Origin of the sequence: Veillonella sp. AF36-20BH (genome assembly GCF_003602765.1) — a bacterium.
Taxonomy (GTDB): Bacteria; Bacillota; Negativicutes; order Veillonellales; family Veillonellaceae; genus Veillonella; species Veillonella hominis.
In genome coordinates this window covers 236213-263087 of record NZ_QTLR01000003.1, presented here as the reverse complement: position 1 = coordinate 263087, position 26875 = coordinate 236213, and the positions used below count along the sequence as shown (strand labels likewise).

At 38.5% G+C, this 26875-nt stretch carries 26 protein-coding genes; 25 read left to right on the top strand and 1 reads right to left on the bottom strand.

Features of this window, described 5'->3' with window-relative positions; genetic code table 11:
- The first annotated feature begins 111 nt into the window (after window positions 1-111).
- From DW000_RS05490 to DW000_RS05445, 10 genes are all read left to right on the top strand, one after another.
- The gene (locus DW000_RS05490) at window positions 112-702 is read left to right on the top strand and encodes a carbonic anhydrase (protein WP_120055482.1); all 591 of its coding nucleotides are present in this window, start codon (window positions 112-114) and stop codon (window positions 700-702) included.
- A gap of 6 nt (window positions 703-708) precedes the next feature.
- Window positions 709-2031 (top strand): fibronectin type III domain-containing protein, encoded by a 1323-nt coding sequence (locus DW000_RS05485; RefSeq protein ID WP_101928818.1) that lies wholly within the window; start codon window positions 709-711, stop codon window positions 2029-2031.
- A gap of 228 nt (window positions 2032-2259) precedes the next feature.
- Complete coding sequence (locus DW000_RS05480; protein ID WP_120055480.1) at window positions 2260-3444, top strand: M20 family metallopeptidase; 1185 nt, start codon at window positions 2260-2262, stop codon at window positions 3442-3444.
- A gap of 31 nt (window positions 3445-3475) precedes the next feature.
- On the top strand, window positions 3476-4486 hold the full coding sequence (argF, locus tag DW000_RS05475; RefSeq protein WP_101928820.1) for an ornithine carbamoyltransferase: 1011 nt from the start codon (window positions 3476-3478) through the stop codon (window positions 4484-4486).
- A 110-nt stretch (window positions 4487-4596) separates the two neighbouring features.
- Window positions 4597-5547 carry an N-acetyl-gamma-glutamyl-phosphate reductase gene (gene argC, locus DW000_RS05470; protein ID WP_120055478.1) on the top strand — a complete coding sequence of 317 codons (951 nt, stop codon included), beginning with the start codon at window positions 4597-4599 and terminating at the stop codon, window positions 5545-5547.
- 10 nt (window positions 5548-5557) lie between these two features.
- Window positions 5558-6415 (top strand): acetylglutamate kinase, encoded by an 858-nt coding sequence (gene argB / locus DW000_RS05465; protein WP_004698655.1) that lies wholly within the window; start codon window positions 5558-5560, stop codon window positions 6413-6415.
- 85 nt (window positions 6416-6500) lie between these two features.
- Window positions 6501-7688, top strand: coding sequence for an aspartate aminotransferase family protein (locus DW000_RS05460; protein ID WP_120055476.1), 1188 nt, complete (start codon window positions 6501-6503; stop codon window positions 7686-7688).
- 137 nt (window positions 7689-7825) lie between these two features.
- Window positions 7826-8008 carry a hypothetical protein gene (locus tag DW000_RS05455; protein ID WP_042977898.1) on the top strand — a complete coding sequence of 61 codons (183 nt, stop codon included), beginning with the start codon at window positions 7826-7828 and terminating at the stop codon, window positions 8006-8008.
- A gap of 190 nt (window positions 8009-8198) precedes the next feature.
- Entirely contained in the window at window positions 8199-9377 is a 1179-nt protein-coding gene (locus DW000_RS05450) for an amidohydrolase (protein WP_120055474.1), read from the top strand.
- A 167-nt stretch (window positions 9378-9544) separates the two neighbouring features.
- A complete protein-coding gene (locus DW000_RS05445; protein ID WP_120055472.1) occupies window positions 9545-10738 on the top strand; it encodes an MFS transporter in 1194 nt (397 codons plus the stop codon).
- A 137-nt stretch (window positions 10739-10875) separates the two neighbouring features.
- Here DW000_RS05445 and DW000_RS05440 read toward each other — a convergent pair whose 3' ends face one another.
- Window positions 10876-11862: a GMP reductase gene (locus DW000_RS05440; RefSeq protein ID WP_021148399.1), complete on the bottom strand. Its 987-nt coding sequence runs from the start codon at window positions 11860-11862 to the stop codon at window positions 10876-10878.
- 183 nt (window positions 11863-12045) lie between these two features.
- On the opposite strand from DW000_RS05440, the gene thiT reads away from it, so the two are divergent.
- From thiT to DW000_RS05365, 15 genes are all read left to right on the top strand, one after another.
- On the top strand, window positions 12046-12576 hold the full coding sequence (gene thiT / locus DW000_RS05435) for an energy-coupled thiamine transporter ThiT (protein ID WP_004698518.1): 531 nt from the start codon (window positions 12046-12048) through the stop codon (window positions 12574-12576).
- Window positions 12569-13693: a molybdopterin-guanine dinucleotide biosynthesis protein MobB gene (locus DW000_RS05430; RefSeq protein ID WP_120055470.1), complete on the top strand. Its 1125-nt coding sequence runs from the start codon at window positions 12569-12571 to the stop codon at window positions 13691-13693. Before thiT ends, DW000_RS05430 begins: the two co-directional genes overlap by 8 nt.
- Entirely contained in the window at window positions 13674-14909 is a 1236-nt protein-coding gene (locus DW000_RS05425; RefSeq protein ID WP_120055468.1) for a molybdopterin molybdotransferase MoeA, read from the top strand. Before DW000_RS05430 ends, DW000_RS05425 begins: the two co-directional genes overlap by 20 nt.
- 357 nt (window positions 14910-15266) lie before the next feature.
- A complete protein-coding gene (locus DW000_RS05420) occupies window positions 15267-15602 on the top strand; it encodes a cupin domain-containing protein (protein ID WP_021148395.1) in 336 nt (111 codons plus the stop codon).
- A 49-nt stretch (window positions 15603-15651) separates the two neighbouring features.
- Window positions 15652-15930 (top strand): zeta toxin family protein, encoded by a 279-nt coding sequence (locus tag DW000_RS05415; RefSeq protein ID WP_120055466.1) that lies wholly within the window; start codon window positions 15652-15654, stop codon window positions 15928-15930.
- A 14-nt stretch (window positions 15931-15944) separates the two neighbouring features.
- Entirely contained in the window at window positions 15945-16967 is a 1023-nt protein-coding gene (locus tag DW000_RS05410) for an AraC family transcriptional regulator (RefSeq protein WP_120055464.1), read from the top strand.
- 370 nt (window positions 16968-17337) lie between these two features.
- Complete coding sequence (locus tag DW000_RS05405; protein WP_004698672.1) at window positions 17338-17604, top strand: SemiSWEET family transporter; 267 nt, start codon at window positions 17338-17340, stop codon at window positions 17602-17604.
- A gap of 192 nt (window positions 17605-17796) precedes the next feature.
- Window positions 17797-18825: an AraC family transcriptional regulator gene (locus tag DW000_RS05400; RefSeq protein ID WP_119562703.1), complete on the top strand. Its 1029-nt coding sequence runs from the start codon at window positions 17797-17799 to the stop codon at window positions 18823-18825.
- Window positions 18826-19209: 384 nt separating this feature from the next.
- On the top strand, window positions 19210-20112 hold the full coding sequence (gene ttdA / locus DW000_RS05395) for a L(+)-tartrate dehydratase subunit alpha (protein ID WP_120055462.1): 903 nt from the start codon (window positions 19210-19212) through the stop codon (window positions 20110-20112).
- Window positions 20112-20723, top strand: a complete 612-nt coding sequence (ttdB, locus tag DW000_RS05390; RefSeq protein WP_120055460.1) for a L(+)-tartrate dehydratase subunit beta — start codon at window positions 20112-20114, stop codon at window positions 20721-20723. The genes ttdA and ttdB overlap by 1 nt, the downstream gene beginning before the upstream one ends.
- 102 nt (window positions 20724-20825) lie before the next feature.
- Window positions 20826-22094, top strand: coding sequence for an SLC13 family permease (locus tag DW000_RS05385; protein ID WP_008601488.1), 1269 nt, complete (start codon window positions 20826-20828; stop codon window positions 22092-22094).
- 276 nt (window positions 22095-22370) lie between these two features.
- Window positions 22371-24041, top strand: a complete 1671-nt coding sequence (locus tag DW000_RS05380) for a formate--tetrahydrofolate ligase (protein WP_101928830.1) — start codon at window positions 22371-22373, stop codon at window positions 24039-24041.
- A gap of 29 nt (window positions 24042-24070) precedes the next feature.
- Window positions 24071-24688, top strand: coding sequence for a cyclodeaminase/cyclohydrolase family protein (locus DW000_RS05375; RefSeq protein ID WP_120055458.1), 618 nt, complete (start codon window positions 24071-24073; stop codon window positions 24686-24688).
- 180 nt (window positions 24689-24868) lie between these two features.
- Window positions 24869-26197 (top strand): nucleobase:cation symporter-2 family protein, encoded by a 1329-nt coding sequence (locus DW000_RS05370; protein WP_120055455.1) that lies wholly within the window; start codon window positions 24869-24871, stop codon window positions 26195-26197.
- Window positions 26198-26411: 214 nt separating this feature from the next.
- Entirely contained in the window at window positions 26412-26852 is a 441-nt protein-coding gene (locus tag DW000_RS05365; RefSeq protein WP_120055453.1) for an MOSC domain-containing protein, read from the top strand.
- Window positions 26853-26875: the final 23 nt, after the last annotated feature.

Here is a 26875-nt window from a genome sequence, read left to right as displayed (position 1 = left end):
TTTTTTGTGGCTTAAAGCGTGTACAACTTAATATGATATAATATGTATATCGAGCATTATTGATATAGAGACCTTGGTTGTATGCCAAAGTCATTTTATATAGGAGGTACTATGAGCTTATTAGATGATATTTTAGCCCATAATCGAGAATATGTAGAAGATCAAAATACAGGTTATGTAGATACAGATACAAAGTGTAGTAAAATGCCTAGTCGTGAAATGGCAATTGTTACATGTATGGATACACGTCTTGTTAACTTCTTAGAAGATTCCATGGATATTGGGCGCGGTGAAGCGAAAATCGTAAAGACTGCAGGTAACTGTATTACAGGTCCCTTTGATGGCGTTGTACGTAGTTTACTTGTTTGTATTTATGAGCTAGGCGTTAACGAAATCTTTATCATTGGTCATCACGAATGTGGTATGGCAAAAACTACGGCAAAAGATCTAACAGAAAAAATGTTGGCTCGTGGTATTGCACCAGAAGCGATTCATATGATCCGTAAAGAAATGGAACGCTGGGCTGATGGCTTTACACATCCTGCTGAAAATGTAGAGGATACAGTAGACGAATTGCGTATGAATCCTTTGATTCCTAAAGATGTGCCTATTCACGGTCTTATCTTCCATCCTAGAACGGGTGAAATCGAAGTCATCGTTAATGGCTATACACAAATGAAACAATATTACGAAAAGAATTAGAATTATATGAACAAAAAAAGATTAATTATATCCGTGCTAGCCATTATTTCCTTGGTCTGTGTTACTATAGGTGGATATGTCCATAAGGATGCTATACAGAGTTGTATAGCTAGAACAGCGGCTGTGGTGAGTGGCCAAGAGATAAAACCACTACTCGATTCTGAAAGTCGTTATATTCGGCAAATTGTAGCTCAAGATAACAGCACGAGTCGTACTATTATGTGGCAATCAGATAGCAGCGAAGCTGATGCGGTAATAGAGTATCGCCTAGCAGGTTCTGAAAATACTCAAACGATAAGGGCAACGGATAAAGCTTTTACCGATGACGGTAGCACTACCTATATCCATGAGGCTACATTGACAGGTCTAACACCTAATACAAAATATGAATATCGCGTTGGTTATAGTAATGATCGTCGAAGTGATTGGTATTTGTTGGAAACTGCTGGCTCCAGTGTGTATGATGTTCTTATCTATCCAGATTCTCAATCTGGTGATTATTCTGCGTGGGAGCAGATTGTTAAGGATTCCGCACATCGCAATCCAAGGACAGCCCTGTATATTAGCATGGGGGACCTTGTAGATAATGGGGAACAAGACTATCAATGGCGCACTTGGTTGAATTCCATAAGACCATTGAGTGCTAATGTGCCGTTAGCAACGACCTTAGGCAATCATGAGATGTATACATTAGATTGGAAAATGCGCGAGCCTTATGCGTATTTGAATTACTTCGCAGTACCGCCTAATGGGAATGAAATATTTAATCGCCGTTATTATTCCTATGATTTTGGCGATGTGCATTACGTTGTATTAGATACGATGTTGTATGAAAGTAATCATGAGGATAATCATGATACTCATCATCCTGATTTGTACGATGTAGAGGTTCAGTGGCTACGTCAAGATTTAGCAGCTCATACTAAAAAGTGGACTGTAGTCCTCATGCATCGTGATCCATTCCAATATGCTTTTGACAGACCAGGTGCTAGTCGAGATGTAGGCTTCGATGATGAGGGAGTACTATTTATGCCTATCTTCGATGAGTTTAACGTGGACTTAGTATTATCTGCTCATTTACATACATATCGCAACCGCGGTCATGTACGAAACTTTGATCGAAATCCAACTGGTCCACTATATATCCTTACAGGGATAGCTGGTGATGCACGACGTCCTAAGTGGAAGCAACATCCCTTAGATGTATATGTAGCACCTCAGCCTGAAACGAATAATTATATGTCTATGACCGTAACACCCAATAAGCTGATTGTAAAATCATTTTTACCTGATGGTACTCAGCTTGACGAATCAGTCATTGAAAAATAAGAAAAAGACGCCTTTTTTGGAAGGTGTCTTTTTTTGTCTATTTTTCTCTAATCAAAGGTTGCAAAAATCTATGAGTAAAATTGATTTACAATATAACAAATAAAAATACAATGGATTTGTATAAATACTTGCTAATTGTGGTGTGTAGTATTATAATACGTGTATAGATTATAAAAATACACAAAGTATGTATAAAACATACATACAGTGTATAAAGGAGATAGAGTAATGAACACATTACAAGATTTAATTAAGAAATATGCCTCCCAATATAAAGAACAAGTTTTGGAATGGCGTCGACATATTCATAGTCATCCAGAATTGTCAGGTGAAGAAAAAAATACATCTATATTTATTCAAAAGGTTCTTGGTGAACTAGGAATTCCCTTTGTAAACGATGTTTCCGATTATGCTGTTATCGGTAAGATAGAAGGTGCTCATACAGGCCCTGTTATTGCATTGCGTGCCGACATGGATGCATTACCCATACATGAAATAACAGGCTTGCCCTTTGCTTCACAAAATGAAGGCGTTATGCATGCCTGTGGTCACGATAGCCACATGGCAATTTTACTTGGTGCAGCGGCGATTCTACAATCCATTAAAGATCAATTACATGGGACCGTGAAACTGATATTCCAACCTTCCGAAGAAGAAGCTTTATTCCCAGGAGCACAAGGTATTGTAGATAGCGGTATCCTTGATGACGTAGATGAAATATATGGACTTCATGTATGGCCACAATTACCCGTTGGCACTGTAGGTCTAAAAAAAGGTAATTTGATGGCTGCATCTGACCACTTCCTTGTACATATTAAGGGCAAATCAACCCATGGTGCGGAGCCTCACAATGGGGTTGATGCTATTGTGGCCGCAGCGAACTGGATTGTAAATGTGGAGTCCATGGTAGCTCGTGAAACGAATCCAATGGAAAATCTCGTGTGTACTATCGGTGTTATCAATGGTGGTGACCGATATAACGTAGGCTGCGGTGATGTATACCTAGAGGGTACTTGCCGTACCTATGAACCAGAGAAACGAGATTACATTGAACGACGATTAGGTGAAAGCTTACAGGCCCTCGATGTGATGTTTAAAACGGAAAGTACTTTGGATTATAAACGTGGTCATGGTGCAACTATCAATAATCCAGAGGCCGTCGATTATGCCACATCTATTGTAGAGAAATATCTTGGTAAAGACGCAGTGGTACATCCTGAATTCCCATCTATGGCGGCAGAGGACTTCTCTGCCTATCTTCATAAAATCAAAGGCGCGTTCCTTTGGTTAGGCACTGGCTTTGAAGGCAATCCGGCTTTGCATAATGCAGCTTTCACCATCGATGAAAGCATCCTCGAACCTGGTATAACAATGATGGCAGCTATTGCCGCCGAATATTTACAAGAAAAGTAGTTAAACACATAGTTTGAAATAAGAGGTTATCATGAAAAGTTTACAACATACATCATTTAAAACAATGCTTCAATATACACCAGAGGAAATTAAATACTTCTTGGAGTTAGCAAAAAAATTAAAAGCCGATAAAAAAGTGGGTAAAGAAATCAAAACATTGGTGGGTAAAAACTTTGCATTAATTTTTGAAAAGGATTCCACACGGACACGTTGTGCCTTTGAAGTCGGGGCTGCTGATCAAGGGGCTTTTACAACATATCTTGGTCCTACAGGTTCTCAAATGAATAAGAAAGAATCCTTAAAGGATACGGCTCGTGTTCTTGGCTCCATGTACGATGCCATCGAGTTTAGAGGCTTTGACCAAGAGGATGTAGATACATTGGCGGAATACTCTGGTGTACCAGTTTGGAATGGACTTACCGATATGGATCATCCGACACAAACATTAGCTAATTTCTTAACACTTCAAGAAAATATCGACAAACCGTTGAATGAAATTTCCTTTGCCTATGTTGGACATGGTCAATCAAATATGTGCAATGCTTTGATGAGTGGTGCCGTTAAAATGGGCATGGATTTCAGACTCATTGGTCCTAAACAATACTGGCCAGCTGGTCCGTTCTACGAAGAGTGCTTAAAAGTGGCCAAAGAAACGGGTGCTACTATTACTTGCACAGATGATGTAGCTGAAGGCGTTAAAGGCTTAGATGTTATTTACACTGGTGTGTGGGTAACGATGGGCGATACATATGATATGTGGGAGGAACGTATCAATACCTTTAAACCATTCCAAGTAAATGCAGAAATGATGGCATTAACTGGCAATCCAAATACTAAGTTCTGCCATTGTTTACCTGCGTTCCACAACACAGAAACACAAGTAGGTAAAGATATTTACGAACGGTTTGGCATGGATGGCATTGAGGTAACCGAAGAGGTATTCGAAGGTCCAAACTCATTGGCGTTCCAAGAAGCAGAAAATCGTCTCCACACGATTAAGGCAGTTATGGTTTCTACCTTTGGAAATTATCCATTGAAATAAGTTCATCTTCCTAAATGGTGATGTATGGTATCGTTTGTTTTCTATTTATATTGGATAAAGGGCTATATAAATAGGTGTGAGTCACTAATAGGTGAGAAGTGAGGTTTATTATGACACCCCATAGAGTATTTATTGTTGGTCATGAAGGCACAACTGGTCTTAGAATTCATGAACGATTATCCGATCGAAAAGATATAGAACTCTTAGCGACTGCTGATGAGGATCGCAAAAATGTAGAGGCCATTAAAGTGGTTGCAAAAAAAGCGGATCTTGTATTTCTTTGCTTACCTGATGTGGCATCTAAGGAAATTATGGCCGCTATTGGTGATTTTCCATGTAAGGTTATTGATACTTCTACAGCGTTTAGAACTACAGCTGGTTGGGCATATGGGTTCCCAGAACTTGGTGAAAGCTACAAAACAGATATTGCAACTAAAAAACATATTGCAAATCCTGGCTGTCATGCGAGCGGTATGATTGCTTGTATAGCGCCTCTTGTAAAAGCAGGGCTCGTGCCAGCGGATTATCCTTTCACCATTACATCCTTAACAGGCTATAGCGGTGGTGGTAAGAAGATGATTGGTCAATATGAAAGCAGTCCTAAGGACTATTTCCTTTATGCGCCTCGTCAATATGGGCTTGGTCAAGAACATAAACATTTACCCGAAGTACAACATGTATGCGGCCTTAGTGAAGCTCCAATTTTTATGCCAATTGTTGATGATTACTACTCTGGAATGGAGGTTACCGTAGGTATTCATAGTCGTTTATGTCATAAACCTGTTTGTATTGATAAGGTACAACAAACGTTAGAATACTTTTACAAAGATAGTACAATCGTTACGGTTGCACCATTTACTGAAAATAGTAATAGCGGTATGTTAAACGCTAATCAATTGAGCAATACGGACAGTATGAAAATCTATGTCACTGGTAACGATGAACGCATCATGGTTCACGCCATTTTCGATAATTTAGGTAAAGGTGCATCGGGTACCGCCGTTCAATGTATGAATATTGCATTGGGTTTACCAGAGGATACTGGTTTAGTATTAGGTTAGAGAGGAATCTATGAAGAATGTAACAAATGCAATGCGGGCGCATATCTTAACGGCGGCCGTTCCATATATAAAACAATACACAGATCAGTACGTTGTCGTTAAATACGGTGGCAATGCCATGGTGGATGAAGAGTTAAAGAAATCTGTTATGAAGGATTTACTATTACTTCAATTAGTGGGGGTCAAAGTAGTCCTTGTTCATGGCGGTGGCCCAGCTATTAATAGTACTTTAGAGGCGATGCAAATTAAATCACATTTTGCTAATGGTCTACGAGTTACCGATGAAGCAACAATGGATGTTGTACAAATGGTGCTAGCCGGCAAGGTGAATAAAGGGCTCGTGGCGGATTTAACGGATCTTGGTGGCAAAGCTGTTGGCCTTTGTGGCGTAGATGGCAACATGATTCAAGTTCATAAACAAAACGAAGAACTTGGTTACGTAGGTTATATTGATACCATTGATACGAGTATTATCCATGACGTAATTAGCCGTGGCTATATTCCAGTTATTTCTTCTATCGGCATGGGAGCCGATGGCAAGACATATAATATTAATGCGGATACGGTAGCCGCGAAAATTGCAGGTGCCCTCAAGGCGGAAACCATGGTGGCTATGACCAATATTGATGGTGTACTGCGAGATGTGCATGATCCAGATTCTTTAATTTCTAAAATTACGATGGCCGAGGCCGCTCAGTTAAAAGCGGATGGTGTCATTGTAGGCGGTATGATTCCAAAGGTAGATTGCTGCTTAGAAGCCATAGAAGCTGGGGCACAAAAGGTATTTATCATCAATGGTGAAATTCCACATGCCATTCTTATCGAGTTATTAACCGATGAAGGCCTTGGCACCATGTTTGTTGCTTAATATAGTAAACATAATACTGGTAATCATCTATTGGGTATCTTTTACATAGATAGACGACGGCATGACCGTACATTTGGAGGATATAATGAGTAATGCAATCGATTTTGAACAACAAGATAAAGAATATATAGCCAATACGTATGGTCGGTTTAACGTATGCTTTGAAAAAGGGAAGGGTTCTCTCTTGTGGGATGTAGAGGGTAAAGAGTATATCGACCTCGGATCTGGTATTGGAGTAACCGCTTTTGGCGTTGACGATGATGAGTGGACTGACGCTGTTACTAAGCAGTCTCATGCGTTGAATCATATTTCTAATTTATACTATTCCTTGCCACAGATTGAACTAGCGAAACAGCTCTGCGCGAAAACGGGGATGAAAAAGGTGTTTTTCTCTAACTCTGGTGCGGAGTCTAACGAATGTGCTATTAAGGCAGCTCGTAAATATAGCCATGATAAATACGGCGAAGGTCGTCATGTAGTTGTTACCTTGGTCAATAGTTTCCACGGTCGTACTATTACCACCTTGTCTGCTACAGGACAAGATGTATTCCATCAACATTTCTTCCCATTTACAGAAGGTTTTATTCATACACCAGCCAATGATATTGACGCGGCCTTAAAAGCTCTTGATAATCCAGCAGTTTGTGCCATCATGATGGAACCTATCCAAGGTGAAGGTGGGGTTATGCCCTTAGATAAAGAGTTTGTCCAAGCGGTAACAAAATATGCGCATGAACACGATCAACTGGTACTCATCGATGAGGTACAAACTGGTAATGGTCGGACTGGTAGTCTATATGCATACCAACAATTTGGCATTGAACCAGATGTGGTATCTACTGCAAAAGGCTTGGCGGGAGGTCTACCAATGGGGGCTACTTTGTTCAATGAAAAGATGCAGTATGTTTTAAATGCTGGTGCCCACGCTACTACCTTTGGGGGAAATCCAATCTGCGCGGCTGCAGGGAACACTATTATTAGCCGGTTAACTCCTGAATTTCTCGATTCTGTAAAAGTAAAAGGGGAGTACGTAAAATCTACCTTAACTGGTAAACCTGGTGTCATTGGTGTTAGTGGTATGGGGCTCATGCTCGGTATTGAGACTACAGTAGATGCAAAAGCTGTCATTGCAAAATGTTTAGAAAAGGGCGTAGTATGCTTATCTGCTAAAAATAAGGTACGACTTTTACCAGCCCTTAATATTCCACAAGAGCAATTAGAAAAGGCGGTACGTATTTTAGCTGAAGTGATTGAAGAATTAGCTGAAAAATAAGAATTCGTCTAGCTTTCATAAATATTGTTTACTATAGTTATGTAACATTGAACTATGGAAATAAACCGATGATTATATAGACTTTACTCCGTATTCGTGTTACCCTAAAAGAAACAGTCTATATTGGAGGAGTAAATATGAATACAGAATCCTTACGTAATGAAGTATTGGTTCCAGCGGTAGCAAAAACGTTGGACATTGCGGCAAAAGCAAAGCCTACAAAAGAAGAACTTATCACAACGGCAAAAATCACTGCTGCTGTGACAGTTGCAACGGCTATTGTATCCTTAGCGGTACAAGCGGTATTGCGCAACCGATAAGAAACTAAGAAAACGACATGGCGTTGCCTGTCGTTTTCTTTTACTTTTACCATGTTATTCCCCTAAATAAGGGGTTTTTCTTGGCGCATGTAGGTTGTGTATTTATAAATTCGGAGACTGTTTAATCGTTATATATTAGCGATGCATATTGAGATGCAATTGATATATTGATATTAGAGGAGGCGATACCATGCATAGTCGCGATTTAATAGAGCAATATAAAGGCTACGTTCAAAATTGGCGTAGATATTTTCATAAACATCCAGAACTCAGTAATGAAGAGTTTGAAACGACAAAGACACTCGCTAAAGAACTAGAATCAATGGGCGTAGAGGTTCATGTAGATACAGAACGTGGTATCGGTTTAATCGGCATTATCCATGGTTCTAAGCCGGGAAAGGCTATCGCGTTGCGCGCCGACATCGATGCACTGCCTGTTCATGAATATAATGCAGTGGACTATAAATCAGAAGTAGAAGGCAAAATGCACGCTTGCGGCCATGATGGACATATGGCTATTTTATTAGGTGCGGCTAAGATGCTAATGTCTATGAAAGACCGTATTGAAGGCGATGTGTATTTAGCATTCCAACCTGCGGAAGAAACTGGAGCAGGGGCTCCGGATTTTATTAAGTTTGGTGATTGGTATGATAAGGTAGATGCTATCTTTGGTGGTCATGTGTGGATCGATTTGCCAGCAGGTCTCATATCTGTTGAGGAAGGCCCTCGTATGGCTGCGAGTAGCCAGATTACTATTAATGTAAAGGGTAAACAAGGTCATGGTGCACAGCCTCATCAAGCGATTGATGCAATTGTGGTGGCTAGTGCCATCGTTATGAACTTACAAACAGTAGTTTCTCGCAATGTGAGTGCCCTTGATTCCGTCGTTGTTACGATTGGCAATATTCATTCTGGCTCAGAATGGAATGTCATCCCTGGGGAAGCTTCCCTAGGCGGTACAGTTCGTTTCTTTGATCCAAACCAAGAACAATATATTATCGATACTATTCGCCGCATTGTAGAACACACTGCAGAGGCCTATGGAGCGACTGCTACATTAGAATATGTAAAAAAAGTGCCCCCTACTATTAATGATCCTGAATCCAGTGAACTGGCAGAACGTGTCGTTATTGATACATTAGGTAAGGACAAGCTTTCTAAGATGCGTAAAGTCATGCCTGGAGAAGATTTTGCCTGGTATTTACAAGATAAACAGGGATGCTTTGCCTTTATTGGTATTCAAAACCCTGATGTAGAAGCTACATACGATCATCATAATAATAGATTTAATATGGATGATACTGTATTATCTGCCGCATCTGCGGTATATGCTGAATATGCCATTCAGTGGTTAAAAGAAAATAAATAAATTTTAACCCCATAAACCCCTTTACTTTTTTCGTAAAGGGGTTTATTATATTCCAATATTAGTCATATGTAATTAAAATGGTTTCCTGTAATAGCGCATATTTTAGCGCTTTGCGGATAAAAAGGACCTTTCTTCGCCGGACGGTTCTAGAAGCCAGAAAGGATGTAATGAACGATCAAGTTTCTATTTCAACAGCAAATATTCGTGGTGCTTTTGGGGCATTCTTTATCCCTGGTATGTACACAGCTTTATGGGCTGGTTTCGTACCATATTTAAAAGCAAAGCTTAGTATTGGTGAAGATGTATTAGGCTCCATGATTTTGTTGCTCGGTGTAGGTTCTTGTTTATCCATGGCTATAGCAGGTAAGCTTGTAGAAAGCTTTGGGTGTAAGAGAGTCGTTTTGTTAGCTAGCTTTATTGGTATGGTATCTCTTGCCATCGTTACTATGTGTCCTACTATTGCTACAACAACAGTAGCCCTGTTCTTTTTTGGTATTGGTGTAGGCCTTAGTGGTGCTTCTGCTAATTTACAAGCTATCCTAACAGAAAAGGTGAGCAAAAAACATTTAATGGGCGCCTATCACGGTGGCTGGAGCTTAGGTGGTTTTGCTGGTGCCGGTGTTTTGCTCGTGCTTTTAAAAATCTTATCGCTGCCTGTTAATGAAAGTATTTGGGGGCTTCTCATCGTACTATTTATTGCGATGGTTGTAGTTAGCCAATTTATGTTGACCTTTGGTAGTGATCCAAATGCAAAGGTTACTAAAAAATCTAAAAGCCCATTGTCCTTTCATCCAATCGCTCTTATTTTTGGTTTATTGTCCTTTGTTTCTTACTTGGTAGAAGGTGCTGTAGGGGATTGGAGTGCATTATATTTATTTGAAGATAAAGGGATTGTTATCGAAGAGGCTGTCATGGGTGTAATGCTCTTTAATGGTACTATGTGTATAGGCCGTTTGCTTGGTAATAGATTAGGTAAACACTTAACATCAAAGCAAGTTGTTGTTGGTGGCTACTTACTTGGCTCTATTGCGATGGGGCTTATCGTGTTCTTGCCAGGTCATGCATCCATGTATACTTACTTATTATTGGGTATTTCATTAGCTATGATAGTACCAAACCTATTCTCTGCAATGGGGGAACAAAATGTCATTCCTATGACACAAGCGGTCGCAACATCCACAATGCTCGGTTATATGGGGATTTTGATGGGACCTGCCTTAATTGGTTTCATTGCGCACGGTACAAGTCTTACAGTAGCATTTATCGTATTGACTACATTGCTTGTTGTAAGTGCAGGTATTGGTAAATACGCATACCATTTAATGAGTAAAGACTGTGGTCTTAGTGAAGAACAAATTTAATAGCCTATAATTAAGGAGCTACGATTTTCGTATCGTAGCTCCTTTTTCATATTTTTATATTTTATGTATTTCACGCATTAAAAAGCCACAGGTCTAGAACCTGTGGCTTTTAGAACTATCATTATATATTGATTAGATTAGCGATCGCCATTGAAGATGGAGTTTTTAACAAGTACATAGTCTACTTTGCGGATAGCTTGTAGAGTCGTTCCGCCAGCGTAAGAAATAGCGGATTGTAAATCTTGTTCCATTTCAGTTAATGTATCGAAGATAGAACCTTTGGAATCGATGAAAATCTTTTTGCCTTCTACGTTTTTGCGTTCCCCTTTTTGGAACTCAGAAGCAGAACCAAAGTATTCTTTTACAGCTTTACCGTCAACGATTTTTTCTTCCCCTGGAGATTCTTCATGACCAGCAAATAGGGAGCCAATCATAACCATGGTAGCACCAAAGCGAATGGATTTTGCGATGTCGCCATGGTCACGAATACCGCCGTCAGCGATGATAGGTTTAGTAGCTGCTTTTGCGCACCAGCGAACAGCAGCTAATTGCCAGCCACCAGTACCGAAGCCAGTTTTTAACTTAGTGATACATACCTTACCAGGACCGATGCCTACTTTAGTCGCATCAGCACCAGCGTTTTCTAGTTCACGAACTGCTTCTGGAGTACCAACATTACCAGCGATAATGAAAGTCTCAGGCAAGTTCTTTTTAATGTATTGAATCATTTCGATGACTGCATTGGAATGACCATGTGCAATATCAATAGTGATATATTCTGGGGTTAAGTTTTCTTTCTTGAATTCATCAACTAAAGCAAATTCTTCAGCTTTTACGCCGATAGAAATAGAAGAATATAAGTTAAGGTCGTGCATACGTTTTACAAAGTCCATACGACGTTCTGGTTGGAAACGATGCATGATATAGAAATACCCTTCACGAGCTAATTTTTCAGCCAACTCTTCGTCGATAATAGTTTGCATATTAGCAGGTACTACTGGCAAGCGGAATGTGCGTTTACCTAATTTTACATGTGTATCACATTCGCTACGACTGGAGACAATACATTTGTTAGGAATCAATTGCACGTCTTCATAATCAAAGATGTTAGTTGTATTAATCATAGTTTCTATATCTCCTTCGAGTATTACATATTGAACCTGTACCATTATACAAGAGACTCATAAAATTTTCAATACATTCCGAATATTTTGTTTGGTGTAAGGGATAAACTGTAGTACAATACAAGTAGATTGTATAAATAATATATTCATTTATAGATATATGGTAAAAGGAGGTTGATTAATGTGGAACAGTCTAAAACCCGTATGCTTGCTGAAGCTGGCGTAGCAATTGCCATTGCTCAAGTGTTGTCATTTATTACGATTTTTCATATGCCACAGGGGGGCTCTATTAAGGCGGCAGCTTTGGTACCACTCATGATTTACGCATATCGTTGGGGCGGAACACGAGGTATCTTCGTAGGTGTTGTATATGGTATATTACACTTTATTTTAGGCTTTAAATCATCTGTTCATTATTTAAGTATTGTATTAGACTACTTGGTTGCTTACGGTGCTATTGGCGTTTGTGGTTACTTTAAAGATTCTCTTTCTGGACTTATCACTGGATCCATCGTAGGTATTGTATTGCGTTGGGGGGCATCTGTTACGAGCGGTGCTGTGGTCTTTGCTAGCTATGCTCCGCAAGGGCAGAATCCTTGGGTTTATTCTATGATTTATAATGCATCCTATATGGTGCCAGATGGCCTTTTAAATATTGCAGTTTTACTATTCGTCTACCAAGGTGTCAAACGAGGTTTACAACGTCGTGGATAAATTAGGTTTAATTATTTTGGCTGGAGGACTCAGTACTAGAATGGGGCGACCTAAAGCTTTGTTGCCTTGGATTAATGGTGAAAATCTTATATCTCATGCACTTCGTAAGGGATTAGATGCAGATGTTCAAGATATTCTTATCTCCATCGGTGATGACGAGCAATTAGGACTTGCTATCCAGACTCATATTATAGATACATTGTCGAACGATGAGAAAAATAAGGTTTCTATTGTTCGGGATTCTGTTGGGCGATGCGGACCTTTAGGAGGGCTGTATAGTACTCTAGCGGTTGGTACTAGTTCTGCTTATGCGGTAATGGCAGTAGATATGCCATTCATGGAAATGGATTTGTATTATGATTGGCTCTATCAAGTAGAGCATAATGATTGGAATGCCATTGTCCCATATAGTGAAAGTGGAAAATCTGAGCCGATGGCCGGTATTTATAGGCCATATATTGCGTCCTTAATTCAATCTATTCTTGTTGGCGAAAATGTATCCTTGCATCATGCTCTTGACGTCATTGGGCATATTGAGTCCATTGATGCGACTGACTATAGCTGGGAATTAAGTAATATTAATCGCTTTGAAGATTATCAATGGGCGCGAGCTTTGGCGGAAAATGAATTTCGCCGTGTACCTTTAATTAGTGTGGTCGCATCAAAACGTAAAACAGGTAAGACAACTGTTGTAATGCGTCTTGTGTGTGAGTTACAAAATATCGGTTTATCGGTTGGTGTAGTAAAAAGCGATAAGCATGGCTTTCAGATGGATCATGAAGGAACAGATACAGACCTTGCCTATAAAGCTGGAGCTGATGCGGTTGCAATTGCAGGGCCTACTGAAACAGCGATTCGTATACGTACGAAAGAACAATCCAACTTGTATGAAATATCACAGTTTATGCCTGTAGATATAGTTATACTAGAAACGAGATCCCAAGGGATTGCCCCAATTATAGAGGTTACTCAAGAGGGATATACGGAAGAGCTGATCTCGGACCCAATGGACCGAGTGGCGACGATAGAAATTGGCAAATTGGATCAAGACGTACCTGAATTGGTACGCCACATACAGGAAATGATGAGGAGTTTAAATGGCCGTCGTTACTGTTGAGAAGGCTCTCCAATTATGGGATGAGGCCTTACAAACGCAAGTTCATAAAGTTGAAACGATTGCAGTTAAGGCTGCGAAGGGATACGTACTAGCAGAGGATATTATTGCGCCAACGGATGTACCTGCTTTTTCAAAATCTGCAATGGATGGGTATGCTATCGCCTATGAAGAAGGTCGTAATGAATATATCGTTGACGGCATCATTGGAGCCGGTGTTGTATGGAAACAGCCTGTAAAGCCTGGACATGCAGTACGGATTATGACTGGTGCACCAGTACCAGATACATGTGATACCGTTATCATGCAGGAACAAGTAGTAGGCACAGGTGAACCGCATACATCGATTACAATTCAAGGTAAATATCGTTGTGGTGATCATATTATTCCACAAGGTGAAGAGTGTAATGCCGGTACTATTGTGATTCCGCACGGTACAGAGGTAACATCTACAGTACAAACCATTTTGACGGGACTTGGTATTATTGAGATATCTGTTAATGCCATGCCTCGTGTATTAGTTCTTACTTCTGGTCATGAGGTTATTGAACCTGGTGAAAGCTTAACGCCTGGTAAAATTTACAACTCCAATCGAGCTATGATTTGTGGACTCTTAGAGGACTTAGGTTTTCACAAGATAACACATTATCATGTAAGTGATGCTCCAGAGGCGTTAGACTCTGAAATCAATCATGTTTTAAAACTTAGTGAAGAAGCAGATGTTATAATCAGTTCTGGTGGTGTATCGGTAGGTCTTTTTGATACGATGCCTCTTATTTATGAAAAATTGGGGGCAAAATCTATCTATGCCCGTATTCAAATGCGACCGGGCGCAGCATCCTATGGTGCGATTACACCGAAAGGTCAGATTATCTTTGGTTTGTCTGGTAATCCAGGGGCTGCCTTTAATGGATGGCATTTAATTGTAGCGCCTACCTTGAAGCGTTATAAAGGGTTGGCTAACTGGACGACTCCAGTGGTGGCTTGTGTAATGGATACAGAAATCTTCAAGCGCAATGCCTTTGATCGCTATGTACAAGGAAAAGTGGTATTCGGTGGTGGGGTGCCACGTTTTGTGGCTAACCGTCACTTTAATAGTAGTAGTATGTTAGGACTATATACTGTTAATGCGTTGGCGTGTATTCCACGAGGAATTCATGAAGTACATCCTGGTGATACATTTAATGTGTATCTATTAGGCTTGCTGCCTGCAGTTTAGACCCTTTTGATTTTTAGACTCTTACTCTAAGGCGTTAGATTTTTTTAGAGTTATAGCGTTTTAGAGTTTTAGATACAAATATACTAGTTAAAAAACTATAATATTTATAGCTAACTATAATGTAAAAAGACGAGGTTTCTTAGGAGGCCTCGTCTTTGCGTTTATTCAAAACATTTCGTTTATCCAAAAATAATTTTAATTTTGTTACCAAAGATACTGAAATTAAATCTCAATTAAATTATAATAAAATTAAGGGAAGGATATTTTTTTAGTTATATCAATTGGTTTTGATAAAATTGTTTTAATCTACTTTTTATTTACTTTTACTATTATATAGCTATATAAGGAGTGATTTCTATGAGTAAGACTTTCACAAAAAATATCCCGGTAAACGAAATTTTACATCTAGGCGAACACCTAGAGTATAAAGAGGGGCAAGTGATTAGTATTACAATTGCTCAAAATGAGCGACTCAGCATTACACTATTTGCGCTGCCTAAGGGGGAAGAAATCTCTACGCATGTAACAGTAGGCGATGCGATTGTACAAATCCTCGATGGAGAAGCGCACATCGTTGTTGGTGATACGGAGCATAATGTGAAGGCTGGTGAAACCTTGATTATGCCATCGGAAGTACCTCATAGCCTAGATGCAAGAGAAAGCTTTAAGATGCTGTTGACCGTAGTTAAATAAATATATCATAATAAATGCATCCCTTAGATCAATAAGGGGTGCATTTTATATGTATTCTTTACAAGCCAGAGCTACACCTAAAGCGCATCACGATGAAATTGTGAAATCTTTGGTATCTAATATTAATGAATTAGAACAGAGTGGCTTGTTTGAAAGTGTTCAAGTTTATAAACGGAATTTAGTACAAGTGTATAATTCCAAACAATGTACCGAACCAGTTGGCACTATTGTAGAGAACGTGTTATTTGGTACTTGGACACAGGATGAAACTGATTTGTTAAATGTAGGTAAAGCACAAGAACTGGCGTTAAGAGCGAAATTACCTTAGGGAGCAAAAGTGTAATGGACTATTTTGACTATTCATATAAACATAAATATATAGAGTTTAGCAGTAACATATATAGGGTTAGTACATATCATTACAACTGGCATGCAGAAACAGAGATTTTTATCTTGTTAAAAGGTAGTGTTGAGATGAGTTGCAATGGTGAGGTTTTTACGTTGAAACCTCTTGATGTCGTGATTATCTCTCCTCAAGTGGGGCATGCAACATTAGCCCTCGAAGAGGATGCTATAGCCTTTGTTATTCATGTAGGTAACGAGTTCTATCAACAGTATGATCCGGATTTTGGATCGTACCAATTTGTTTTGCGTTCAGATGATAGTACGCGTCATAACGAATTCTTTACAACCTTACGCCATCATGCTGCTATGACGATGTTGTTGATGACTAAAGGTGAAAGCCCAGTACATCGAATGTGGATAGAACACCATTACTTAGCTTTGGCCGGTGATGTATTTAGAGAATTTAATCCTATAAAAAAGGTTTATGAAAATGCTAGACCTGGCGATATAAAACCGGCATCTTTTGATAAAATGATTGCCTATATTGATGAGCATTATGAGCAGAAAATAGAGTTAGAAGATATTGCTAAAATTGGAGGCTATAATATTGCCTATACATCGCAGTTTTTTAAACGGCAAATGGGGATTTCATTTGTTGAGTATGTCTTGAGGTTAAGAATCCGTGACGCTACTGTTCGCTTAGCTAGTACGGATGAGGCTGTCGCAAGAATTGCAAGCGATTGTGGATTTGCAGATGTGAAAGCCTTTAATGTGGCTTTTAAAAAACACTTTAATATGACCCCCACAGAATATCGTAAGCAAGTCAAAAGCATTGGGCGTAAAACCGTCTTACAAGATTGGAAAGAAATTATTTCTGTAGACAATCAAGATGTTCTTGATGTATTGAATTCATTCTTGTCGTATGAAGATGATTCCCGAGCTAAGAGCGAATTGGAATTTATGAGCAAAAAATTGGAATCTTTGAAAGAAAAGTTAGCCGATGTAGTAAAGGATTTATAATTGGGTTTTATGATAACTATATTTTTATTGTGACTATATTCTTATGATAAGAGTTTGGGAAGCAAATTATTTTGATGAATTTATGACACATATAGAAAGATTAGAATTGGGTAAATTTCTATATCAAGAAACCCTATAAAGTTATTGAAAAAGCACTACTGTTGATAAGTAGTGCTTTTTTATATGTGCTTTCTAGGTGGATTTATATATAAATTCACCCTGAAAATACAATAAATCGAGAGAAATCTATTTTTTCCGTTGATTTTACTATAAAAATTACCTTTTAATTTGGATAGTTATATTCACTAAACTGAGTAGAATATATTTCATCAGGAGTAAAAAATTAGTAAATTATAATTTTGGAGGATATATGAATCAAGTAAAATTTATGGAAAACGTAGGTAAAGTTGCAACTGTTACTGCTGTAGCTATGTATGTATCTTACTTCCCACAAATCATGCATAACCTAGCTCATCCAGGTACTGGCGATTGGATTCAACCACTTGTAGCTGCAATCAACTGTACATTATGGGTAGCGTATGGTTTGTTTAAAGAACATAGAGATATTCCAGTAGCATTAGCCAATGCACCAGGTATCTTCTTTGGCTTAGCAGCAGCTATTACAGCGGTTATGTAATTTTAAGAATAGATATATAATGCTATAGAAACATAAAACTATAAATTATTGACATGTAAAATAAGATTACTGTTGACCGTTGCTAATTATATATATCATAATGAATGCATCCCTTTGATTAATAAGGGGTGCATTTTTTATGTAAATAATTGAGAGGTATTTGTTTGATTTTATGAGGGGTGTTACGTTGTCATGGATTACTTTCACTATACCTATAAACACAATCATATAGATTTCAATAGTGATATATACAAGGTTAGTACATATCATTACAACTGGCATAGTGGTGTAGAAATCTTGATTTTGCTAAAAGGCAGAATCGATATGAGTTGTAATAGTGAGGTTTTCACAATGGAACCGCTTGATACAATTATCATTTCACCTCAAGTAGGTCATGCTACGTTGGCGTTGGAAGAAGATACGACAGCTCTTGTTATTCATGTCGGAAAGGATTTCTTTCAGCAGTTTGATCCTAACTTTGGAATGTATCAATTTGTATTACGTTCTGATGAAAGTAATCGGTACAACTCTTTCTTTACCACATTGCGTCATCATGCGGCTATGATGATGTTATTGATGGTGAATGGTGAAAGTCCTACTAATCGATTAGATGTGGAGTATCATTATTTATCTTTAGTTAGCGATATATATAAAGAAATTAATAAGGTTAAATCTATTCATGTACATACAAAGCCTGTCGATATAACAGTAGCCACCTTCGATAAAATGATTGCTTATATAGATGAGAATTATCAGCAAAAAATTGAATTAGAAAATCTTGCAAAGATAGGTGGCTATAATGTGAACTATACATCACAATTTTTTAAACGCCAATTAGGTGTCTCCTTCCTTGAATATGTATTACGATTAAGATTGAGGGAGGCTACAGTTCGTTTAGTTAATTCTAATGATGCAGTTGCACATATTGCAAGTAGCTGTGGTTTTGCGGATATTAAAGCTTTTAATGTAGCTTTTAAAAAACATTTCCATACCACGCCATCTGAATATCGTAAGCAAGCAAACGAAATAGGACGTAAAACAAAATTACATGATTGGAAGGAAATTATATCAACACAAGAACAGGATATTATAGAGATACTACAATCTTGTTTACCATATCAAGATGATTCTACTAATAAGATTAGATTAGAAGTGGCTAATCAAAAGTTAAATGACGTTAGAGAACAACTTGAGATGGTTGTAAAAAAATTACAAGATTAACTGGTATTGTTATATACCATTGTAACTGATTATAGTTGCATATTTTTGAGATTAAATTTGAGCGGATATACAATCATTAGGTTTAGGTGATTTTGTATATTTGTTAATCCTATTAAAATATATGGTGAAAGAGCACTACGATCCGATGGTAGTGCTCTTTTTTTGTACAATCATATAGGTGAAATTGTATTTTTTTAATGGGTTAAAAGAGAATAATTAAGGAAATTTTGTATGTGTTTAACAGACTTTTACCATTGAAAATGAACTTGTAAATTGGATAGTTATATCCTAAAAAAAGAGTACAATGAAATCATCGAAAGGAGCTAAGGTTTCGAAACATAAATAATCACGTCTTAAATAATGAAGTCCATTTGGAGGTTTACGATGAGTACGAAGGAACAACAAGTACAAGAAATGACAAATAAGATAGCTAATTTCATTTCTTGTATGGCAAAGGTATTGCCTGATGATGTACAAGAAAAAATTCATGAATTGGCACAGGATGAAAAAAATCCTATGGCCAAATCTATTTATGAAACAATGCAACACAATATGGATTTAGCAGCTCAGCTTAATCGTCCTTCTTGTCAAGATACTGGTGTATTACAATTTTGGGTAAAGGTTGGATCTAATTATCCCTTACTAGGAGAATTAGAAGATATTCTAAGAGAAGCAACTTATAAGGCTACACAAGAGGCTCCATTACGATTGAACTGTGTAGAAACTTTTGATGAGTTTAATACTGGTAAAAATATTGGCCTCACTGCACCTTATATTCACTGGGATATCATTCCTGGTCGCGATGATGTAGAAATCTTCCCTTATATGGCTGGTGGCGGTTGTTCCTTGCCAGGATCCGGTAAAACATTGATGCCAGGCGAAGGCTATGAAGGTGTTGCTAAGTTTGTTCTTGATTTGATGACAAGCTATGGCTTGAATGCGTGTCCTCCACTATTGGTAGGTGTAGGGATTGCTACAACTATTGATACCGCTGCGGGATTATCTAAAAAGGCATTAATGCGTCCTGTATCTTCAAAAGCACCTAATGAAAAAGCGGCTTACATGGAACAATTATTAGAGGATGGCATAAATAAAATTGGTATTGGACCTCAAGGTATGGGTGGGGATAAAACTGTATTAGGTGTGAATATTGAACATGGTACACGTCATCCATCTGTTATTTCTTGTGCTGTTAGTGTAGGTTGTTGGAATCATCGCCGCGGCGATCTCGTCTTTGACAAGGATGGTAATTGCACAGTTAAATCTCATAAAGGAGTGACATTATAATGGCTAAGAAAATATTAACTACACCAATTCAAAAATCTGATTTAGAAGGCATTAAGCCAGGTGATGTGATTTATTTGACTGGGCATATTATAACTAGTCGTGATATGGGCCATCGTCGTGTGGTAGAAGAAGGTAAAACGCTACCAGTTGATGTTAAAGATGGGGCTATACTTCATGCAGGACCAATTATTCGCACTATAAGCGATAATGAATTTGAAGTTGTATCTGTAGGTCCTACTACATCTATGCGTATGGAAAAATTCGAATATGAATTTGTTAAAAAGACGGGGGTACGTCTCATTGTAGGTAAAGGCGGTATGGGTCCTGAAACAGCACGTGCCTGCAAAGATTTTGGTGCACTACACTGTGTATTCCCTGCAGGCAATGCCGTACTTGCAGCTACAGAAGTCGAAAAAGTAGAATCTGCTAATTGGCGTGAATTAGGTATGTGTGAGACTTTGTGGACTTTTAAGGTTAAAGAATTTGGTCCGCTCATCGTATCTATTGATGCAGACGGTAATAACTACTTTGAAAATAAAAAAGTAGAATACAATGCGAAGAAAGAAGAAGTGTTAGAAGCGATTTATAAACACGTAAGCTTCATTAAATAATCTCATTGTGAGCTTAACTTAATAGGGGGATTATACGGATTTTGTACAATCCTCCTTTTTTGTACCCTTTTTTAGGTATATTACACGTATTGGGAGGTATATATGGATACGAGTGTAATGATAACTCTTGGCTTCTTGGTATTTGCCATCGTCATGTTTGCGTGGGAGAAAATCCCTTTGTCTATTACCGCTATGGTTGTAGCAGTAGGCCTACACTTAAGTGGGGTATTATCCGCTAAAGAAGCGTTCGCAGGTTTTGTGGATCCAAACGTCTTACTATTTATGGGCATGTTTGTAATTGGTGAAGCTTTCTTTGCAACAGGTGTCGCTGTAGGTGTAGGTAATGTAGTTCATAAGTTTGCTAAAACTGAAACATCCTTGCTCGTTGCAGTTATGATGATTACAGGTGTTTTATCTGGCTTCTTATCTAATACTGGTACAGCTGCTGTACTGATTCCTGTAATTATCGGTATTTGTAAAAAGAGTGGTTTTAAACAAACTAAGTTATTGATGCCTCTCGTATTTGCGGCAGCCATGGGTGGTAATATCTCACTTATCGGTGCTCCTGGTAACATGATTGCTCAAGCAGGATTACAACAAGCAGGCTTAGGTTCTTTTAATTTCTTTGATTATGGTTTAGTAGGCTTACCAATCCTTATCGTAGGTACTATATTCTATGCTACAATTGGTAAACGTTTCTTACCAGATGCTCCAAGCCACCAACCAGATGGTGCTTTTGAAGGTAATGATGATTATAGTCATGTGCCATCTTGGAAGAAATGGACTGCTGCGATTATATTGATTCTGACAGTCGTTGCTATGATTTTTGAAAAACAATTAGGTGTAAAACTTTATGTAAGTGCTTGGATAGGTGCGCTTGTTTTAGTAGCTACTAATGTTATTAGCGAAACGGCAGCTGTTAAATCTATCGACATGAAAACAATTATGCTATTTGCTGGTTCTATGGCTCTCGGTGATGCAATGGTAAAAACTGGTACTGGTAGTGTAATTGCTGACATTATTGTTAATAGTCTTGGAGCAAGCCCATCTCCAATCGTTGTGTTAGTAGTAATCTTTGTGCTTGGTGTGTTTATGACAAACTTTATGTCTAATACAGCTACTTGTGCTTTACTAGTTCCAATCGGTCTTAGCCTAGCTTCTCAACTTGGCTTCGATCCTAAAGCAGTTCTTGCAGCTATCGTAATTGCAAGCTCCTTGGCATATGCAACACCAATTGGTATGCCTGCCAACACTATGGTATACAACATAGCTGGCTATAGCTTCATGGATTATGTGAAAGCTGGTTTACCACTTATCGTTGTATCTAGTATCGTAGCACTTATTTTACTTCCAATCCTATTCCCATTCTAATAAGATAAGTATTTGGTATATATTGAAAGCCCTGATGTATATTTACGTCAGGGCCTTTTCTTGCTTACCTGCATATATTGTGCTTGTTTTGTTATATATTAGATAGATTACTAAATTTGTTAGACATAAGTATTAGACATTAGAGAAACTTTCACATATAATAGAGTAATGTAAGTGTACAAATATACATTCACAGTAGACATATATTACAAAACGTATACGTCTATCTAATAGTTGTTATATAGGTTTATGTGGCCATGGTGCCGAGGAGGCTTTATGTTAAGCGATATTGAGATTGCCCAACAGAATAGAATGGAAAAGATTCAGGTTATTGCCAATAAATGTGGGTTAACACCTGATGACATTGAACAATATGGTCATTATAAAGCTAAAATTTCTTTTGATGCTATTCGTCGTTTAGAATCTAAACCAGATGGCAAATTGGTGCTAGTCACAGCGATTACGCCAACACCAGCAGGGGAAGGTAAGTCTACAACGAGCATTGGTCTCGTACAAGGCTTACAAAAAATCGGTAAAAATGCAATTGCTACATTACGTGAGCCATCCTTAGGACCTGTTTTTGGGATTAAAGGTGGTGCAGCAGGTGGCGGTTATGCTCAAGTTGTACCTATGGATGACATCAATCTTCATTTTACAGGTGATATGCATGCTATTACAGCGGCTAACAATTTATTATCCGCTATGATCGATAACCATATCCATCAAGGAAATGAATTGCAAATCGATTTGCGTCAATTATCATGGACTCGTGTTCTAGATATGAATGACCGTGCTCTTCGCAATGTGACAGTTGCACTCGGTGGTAAAGTATGTGGGTTCCCTAGAGAAGATCACTTCATGATTACTGTAGCTTCTGAAATCATGGCTATTCTTTGCTTAGCTAAGGACTTAGAAGATTTGAAAGCACGGTTTGGTCGCATCGTTATCGGTTGTAACTTAGCAGGTGATCCTATTTATGTTCATCAACTTGGATGCCAAGGTGCGATGGCACTTCTTATGAAAGATGCTATTAAACCAAATCTTGTACAAACATTAGAACATACACCGGCTATCGTTCACGGCGGTCCATTTGCAAATATTGCTCATGGTTGTAACTCCATTGTAGCTACAAAACTAGGACTTAAACTTGGTGATATCGTAGTTACTGAAGCCGGCTTTGGCGCTGACTTGGGTGCTGAAAAGTTCCTTGATATTAAATGCCGATACGGCGATATTTTCCCTGATGCAATCGTCATCGTAGCTACATTACGAGCTCTTAAAATGCATGGTGGTGTACCAAAACAAGAGTTGAATACAGAAAATGTTGAAGCCGTGACTAAAGGTTTCAGCAACTTACAAAAAGCAATTGAAAACATGCGTTATTTCAATGTGCCTGTATTAGTGGCAATCAATAAATTTGCTAGCGATACAGATGCAGAAATTGCTGAGTTGACTCGCCTATGTGATGAGTTTGGCGTGCCTGTAGAGCTTAATGAATGTTGGGAAAAGGGTGGCGAAGGCGGCACTGATATGGCGAAAAAAGTTGTAGAGTTACTTGAAGGCCCTAAGCCAACACCTAAATTCGTATATGAGTTAGAAGATAGTTTAGAGGACAAAGTTAATAAAATCGTTAAAACTATTTATGGTGGCGATGGTGTTATCTTTACGGACAAAGCGAAAAAGCAAATTAAACAATTAGCAGATTGGGGCCTTGATCGTTTGCCTGTATGTATGGCGAAAACGCAATACTCCTTATCCGATAATCCAGCACTCTTAGGAGCTCCAACAGGCTTTACAATTACTGTATCCGATATTCGTGTTGCTAATGGGGCAGGCTTTATCGTGTGTCGTACAGGTGACGTAATGGTCATGCCGGGCCTTCCTAAACGTCCTGCTGCTCTTAATATGGATATCGAAGCAGACGGCACAATTAAAGGCTTGTTCTAATAGAAAGTGTTTTTACATGAGGCTATGTTATGAAATTAGTAGAACAACGAGTAATAGATTTTGTGGCTGCTACTGCCTCTAAAGCGCCAACGCCAGGTGGTGGTGCTATTGCGGCATTGACTGCCGCAACGGGGGCGGCTTTAGCAGAAATGGTAGCAAACCTTACATTTGGTAAAAAAGGTTATGAAGCGGTTCAGACCGAAATGGAGGAGCTTCAAGCTAAAGCAGAAGCGATTCGCAAGCGCATGCTCGAATTATCTCAAGCTGATGCAGATGTATTTAATATCTTTATGAACGCCTTAGGATTGCCAAAGAATACAGATGAAGAAAAGGCTGCGCGTACAGCTGCTATTCAACAAGCATACAAAGATGCTGCTATGGTACCTTTTGAAATTGGAGAATTAGCGAATCAAATATTTGATTTAGCAGAATTAGCCTCTCGTAAGGGGAATCAAAACCTTATTACAGATGGTATTATTGCGGCTATTAATGCGCGTGCTGCAGTGAAATCGGCTTTTTTGAATGTGCGTATTAATTTATCTGGTATTAAAGATGAAAGTTTTGTAGCAGAACTAACATCTAAGATGTATGCCATTGAAAAAGATCTTGATGTTAAAGAGTCGTCTATCATAGGGTTATATGAATAATAAGAGATTATAATATAAATCGAATAATATAACCGAGCAAACTATAAAAGTTCGGGAAATAATATAAAGAGAGCCTATTAATACATATAAAATAATAGACTCTTTTTTTTGTATTGTTAAAATCCGAACGATAGTGTAAAATAAACGGGTAATATTTCGAGGTTTTATGTAGGAGACATTATGACAGATCAGAACCCAATAAATACAGTCGATAGTATGTTGCCTATACCACAGCTCTTTGCCTTTGGTTTACAGCATGTACTTGCCATGTATGCTGGAGCTGTTGCGGTACCGATTATCGTGGCACAGGCGATGAATTTACCGGTAGAGGATTTGATTCGCCTTATTACAGCCGACTTGTTTACCTGTGGCATTGCGACCTTAATCCAAACATTAGGCTTTGGTAATATAGGTGGGCGTATCCCTATGATTCAAGGTGTTACCTTTGCATCTGTCGGACCTATGACTATGATTGGGGCACAGCATGGTATGACTGCCATTTACGGTGCCATTATTGTAGCAGGTCTATTTACTTTTATAGTAGCTCCATTCTTTAGCCGTCTAATTCGGCTGTTTCCCCCTGTTGTAACGGGAACAATAATTACTCTTATTGGGATTAATTTGATGCCAGTTGCCATTAATTGGATGGGGGGCGGTGTAGGAAATCCAGAATTTGGAAGTTATACGAACATAGGACTTGGATTTCTTACGTTCTTAATTGTTGTTTTTGTATACAAGTTTGCTAAAGGCTTCTTAAGTAATCTTTCTGTATTAATAGGCTTGATCGCAGGCACAGCAATTGCCTTTGCAATGGGTGTTGCTAATTTTGATGAAGTTGGTCGATCTCAATGGGTTGCTTTCATTGAACCATTCTATTTTGGTTTGCCAACCTTTGACTGGGCTTCTGTACTATCTATGATTATCGTCATGCTCGTTGTCATGGTAGAGACGACAGGTGATAGTATTGCTATTGGTGAAATTGTGGATAAGCCAATAGGTCGAAAAGAATTGGCTTCTGTTATTCGTGCCGATGGTATTTCTACTTTAATAGGGGGAATTCTTAATAGTTTCCCATATACAGCCTTTGCTCAAAATGTAGGACTTATTGCGGTTACAGGTGTTAAAAGTCGCTTTGTAGTAGCTGCATCTGGAGTAATCTTAATTTTGTTAGGTTTATTCCCTAAATTAGCTGCTATTGTTGCTAGTATACCAAATGCAGTACTCGGTGGTGCTGGCATTGCTATGTTTGGCATGATTGTTGCCAGTGGTATCCGCTCTCTTGGCAAGGTTAGCTTTGATGGTAATCATAACTTGATGCTTGTGGCGATTAGTATTGGAGTGGCTATGATCCCTATTGCGGCGCCGAACTTTTATGCTAATTTCCCTGATTGGGCACAAATTATATTAAAATCTGGCATTACCTTTGGTAGTACTACGGCAATCTTGCTTAACTTATTACTCAATGGTGTTAATCATGGCGATGAAATTCAAGAAATGGGTCGTCGCTAAATAATACATACGAGAACTCTATTCCTATAGAATAGAGTTCTTTTTAGTGATTAAATTCACAGGGAAAATGTATGAATACTATGCTATAATATATAGATAATTGTAGAACTATTTTGTGATACTTTCATAAAATAGGAATACAGTCTGGATTTACAATTAAGTGTTTATAAAAAGTTATGTATATGGAATGTTCCCATAAGAAGGGAAGGGGCACGTGGCAGACGGAAAGATTATTGCTATCTCCATTAGTGAGAAAAAAGGGCAAAAAAAACATAATATTGAATCCGCCAATCTCATTGTAGATCATGGGATGGAAGGCGATGCACATGCAGGCAATTGGCACCGCCAAATCAGCTTGCTTGGCATTGCGAGTATTGAACATATGCGGGCACAAGGGGCAGATGTAAAACCTGGTGATTTTGCTGAAAACATTACAGTAGAAGGTATGGTTCTTTATGAATTAGCTGTAGGGACTCACTTACAAGTAGGGGCTGATGTTATTCTTGAAATTACTCAAATTGGCAAGGAATGTCATCAAGGTTGCGAAATCATGAAACAAGTTGGTTCTTGCATTATGCCTACACAAGGTATCTTTGGTAAGGTTCTTAAAAACGGTACGATTCGCGTAGGTGATGAAGTATCTATTATTAAATAATTTTGAGTTGGTAAACGAGGTGT

Coding starts and splice junctions, on each gene's coding strand:
- DW000_RS05490 (WP_120055482.1), top strand. CDS start 112: ATGAGCTTATTAGATGATATTTTAGCCCATAATCGAGAATATGTAGAA.
- DW000_RS05485 (WP_101928818.1), top strand. CDS start 709: ATGAACAAAAAAAGATTAATTATATCCGTGCTAGCCATTATTTCCTTG.
- DW000_RS05480 (WP_120055480.1), top strand. CDS start 2,260: ATGAACACATTACAAGATTTAATTAAGAAATATGCCTCCCAATATAAA.
- argF (WP_101928820.1), top strand. CDS start 3,476: ATGAAAAGTTTACAACATACATCATTTAAAACAATGCTTCAATATACA.
- argC (WP_120055478.1), top strand. CDS start 4,597: ATGACACCCCATAGAGTATTTATTGTTGGTCATGAAGGCACAACTGGT.
- argB (WP_004698655.1), top strand. CDS start 5,558: ATGAAGAATGTAACAAATGCAATGCGGGCGCATATCTTAACGGCGGCC.
- DW000_RS05460 (WP_120055476.1), top strand. CDS start 6,501: ATGAGTAATGCAATCGATTTTGAACAACAAGATAAAGAATATATAGCC.
- DW000_RS05455 (WP_042977898.1), top strand. CDS start 7,826: ATGAATACAGAATCCTTACGTAATGAAGTATTGGTTCCAGCGGTAGCA.
- DW000_RS05450 (WP_120055474.1), top strand. CDS start 8,199: ATGCATAGTCGCGATTTAATAGAGCAATATAAAGGCTACGTTCAAAAT.
- DW000_RS05445 (WP_120055472.1), top strand. CDS start 9,545: ATGAACGATCAAGTTTCTATTTCAACAGCAAATATTCGTGGTGCTTTT.
- DW000_RS05440 (WP_021148399.1), bottom strand. CDS start 11,862: ATGATTAATACAACTAACATCTTTGATTATGAAGACGTGCAATTGATT.
- DW000_RS05425 (WP_120055468.1), top strand. CDS start 13,674: ATGGCCGTCGTTACTGTTGAGAAGGCTCTCCAATTATGGGATGAGGCC.
- DW000_RS05420 (WP_021148395.1), top strand. CDS start 15,267: ATGAGTAAGACTTTCACAAAAAATATCCCGGTAAACGAAATTTTACAT.
- DW000_RS05415 (WP_120055466.1), top strand. CDS start 15,652: ATGTATTCTTTACAAGCCAGAGCTACACCTAAAGCGCATCACGATGAA.
- DW000_RS05410 (WP_120055464.1), top strand. CDS start 15,945: ATGGACTATTTTGACTATTCATATAAACATAAATATATAGAGTTTAGC.
- DW000_RS05405 (WP_004698672.1), top strand. CDS start 17,338: ATGAATCAAGTAAAATTTATGGAAAACGTAGGTAAAGTTGCAACTGTT.
- DW000_RS05400 (WP_119562703.1), top strand. CDS start 17,797: ATGGATTACTTTCACTATACCTATAAACACAATCATATAGATTTCAAT.
- ttdA (WP_120055462.1), top strand. CDS start 19,210: ATGAGTACGAAGGAACAACAAGTACAAGAAATGACAAATAAGATAGCT.
- ttdB (WP_120055460.1), top strand. CDS start 20,112: ATGGCTAAGAAAATATTAACTACACCAATTCAAAAATCTGATTTAGAA.
- DW000_RS05385 (WP_008601488.1), top strand. CDS start 20,826: ATGGATACGAGTGTAATGATAACTCTTGGCTTCTTGGTATTTGCCATC.
- DW000_RS05380 (WP_101928830.1), top strand. CDS start 22,371: ATGTTAAGCGATATTGAGATTGCCCAACAGAATAGAATGGAAAAGATT.
- DW000_RS05375 (WP_120055458.1), top strand. CDS start 24,071: ATGAAATTAGTAGAACAACGAGTAATAGATTTTGTGGCTGCTACTGCC.
- DW000_RS05370 (WP_120055455.1), top strand. CDS start 24,869: ATGACAGATCAGAACCCAATAAATACAGTCGATAGTATGTTGCCTATA.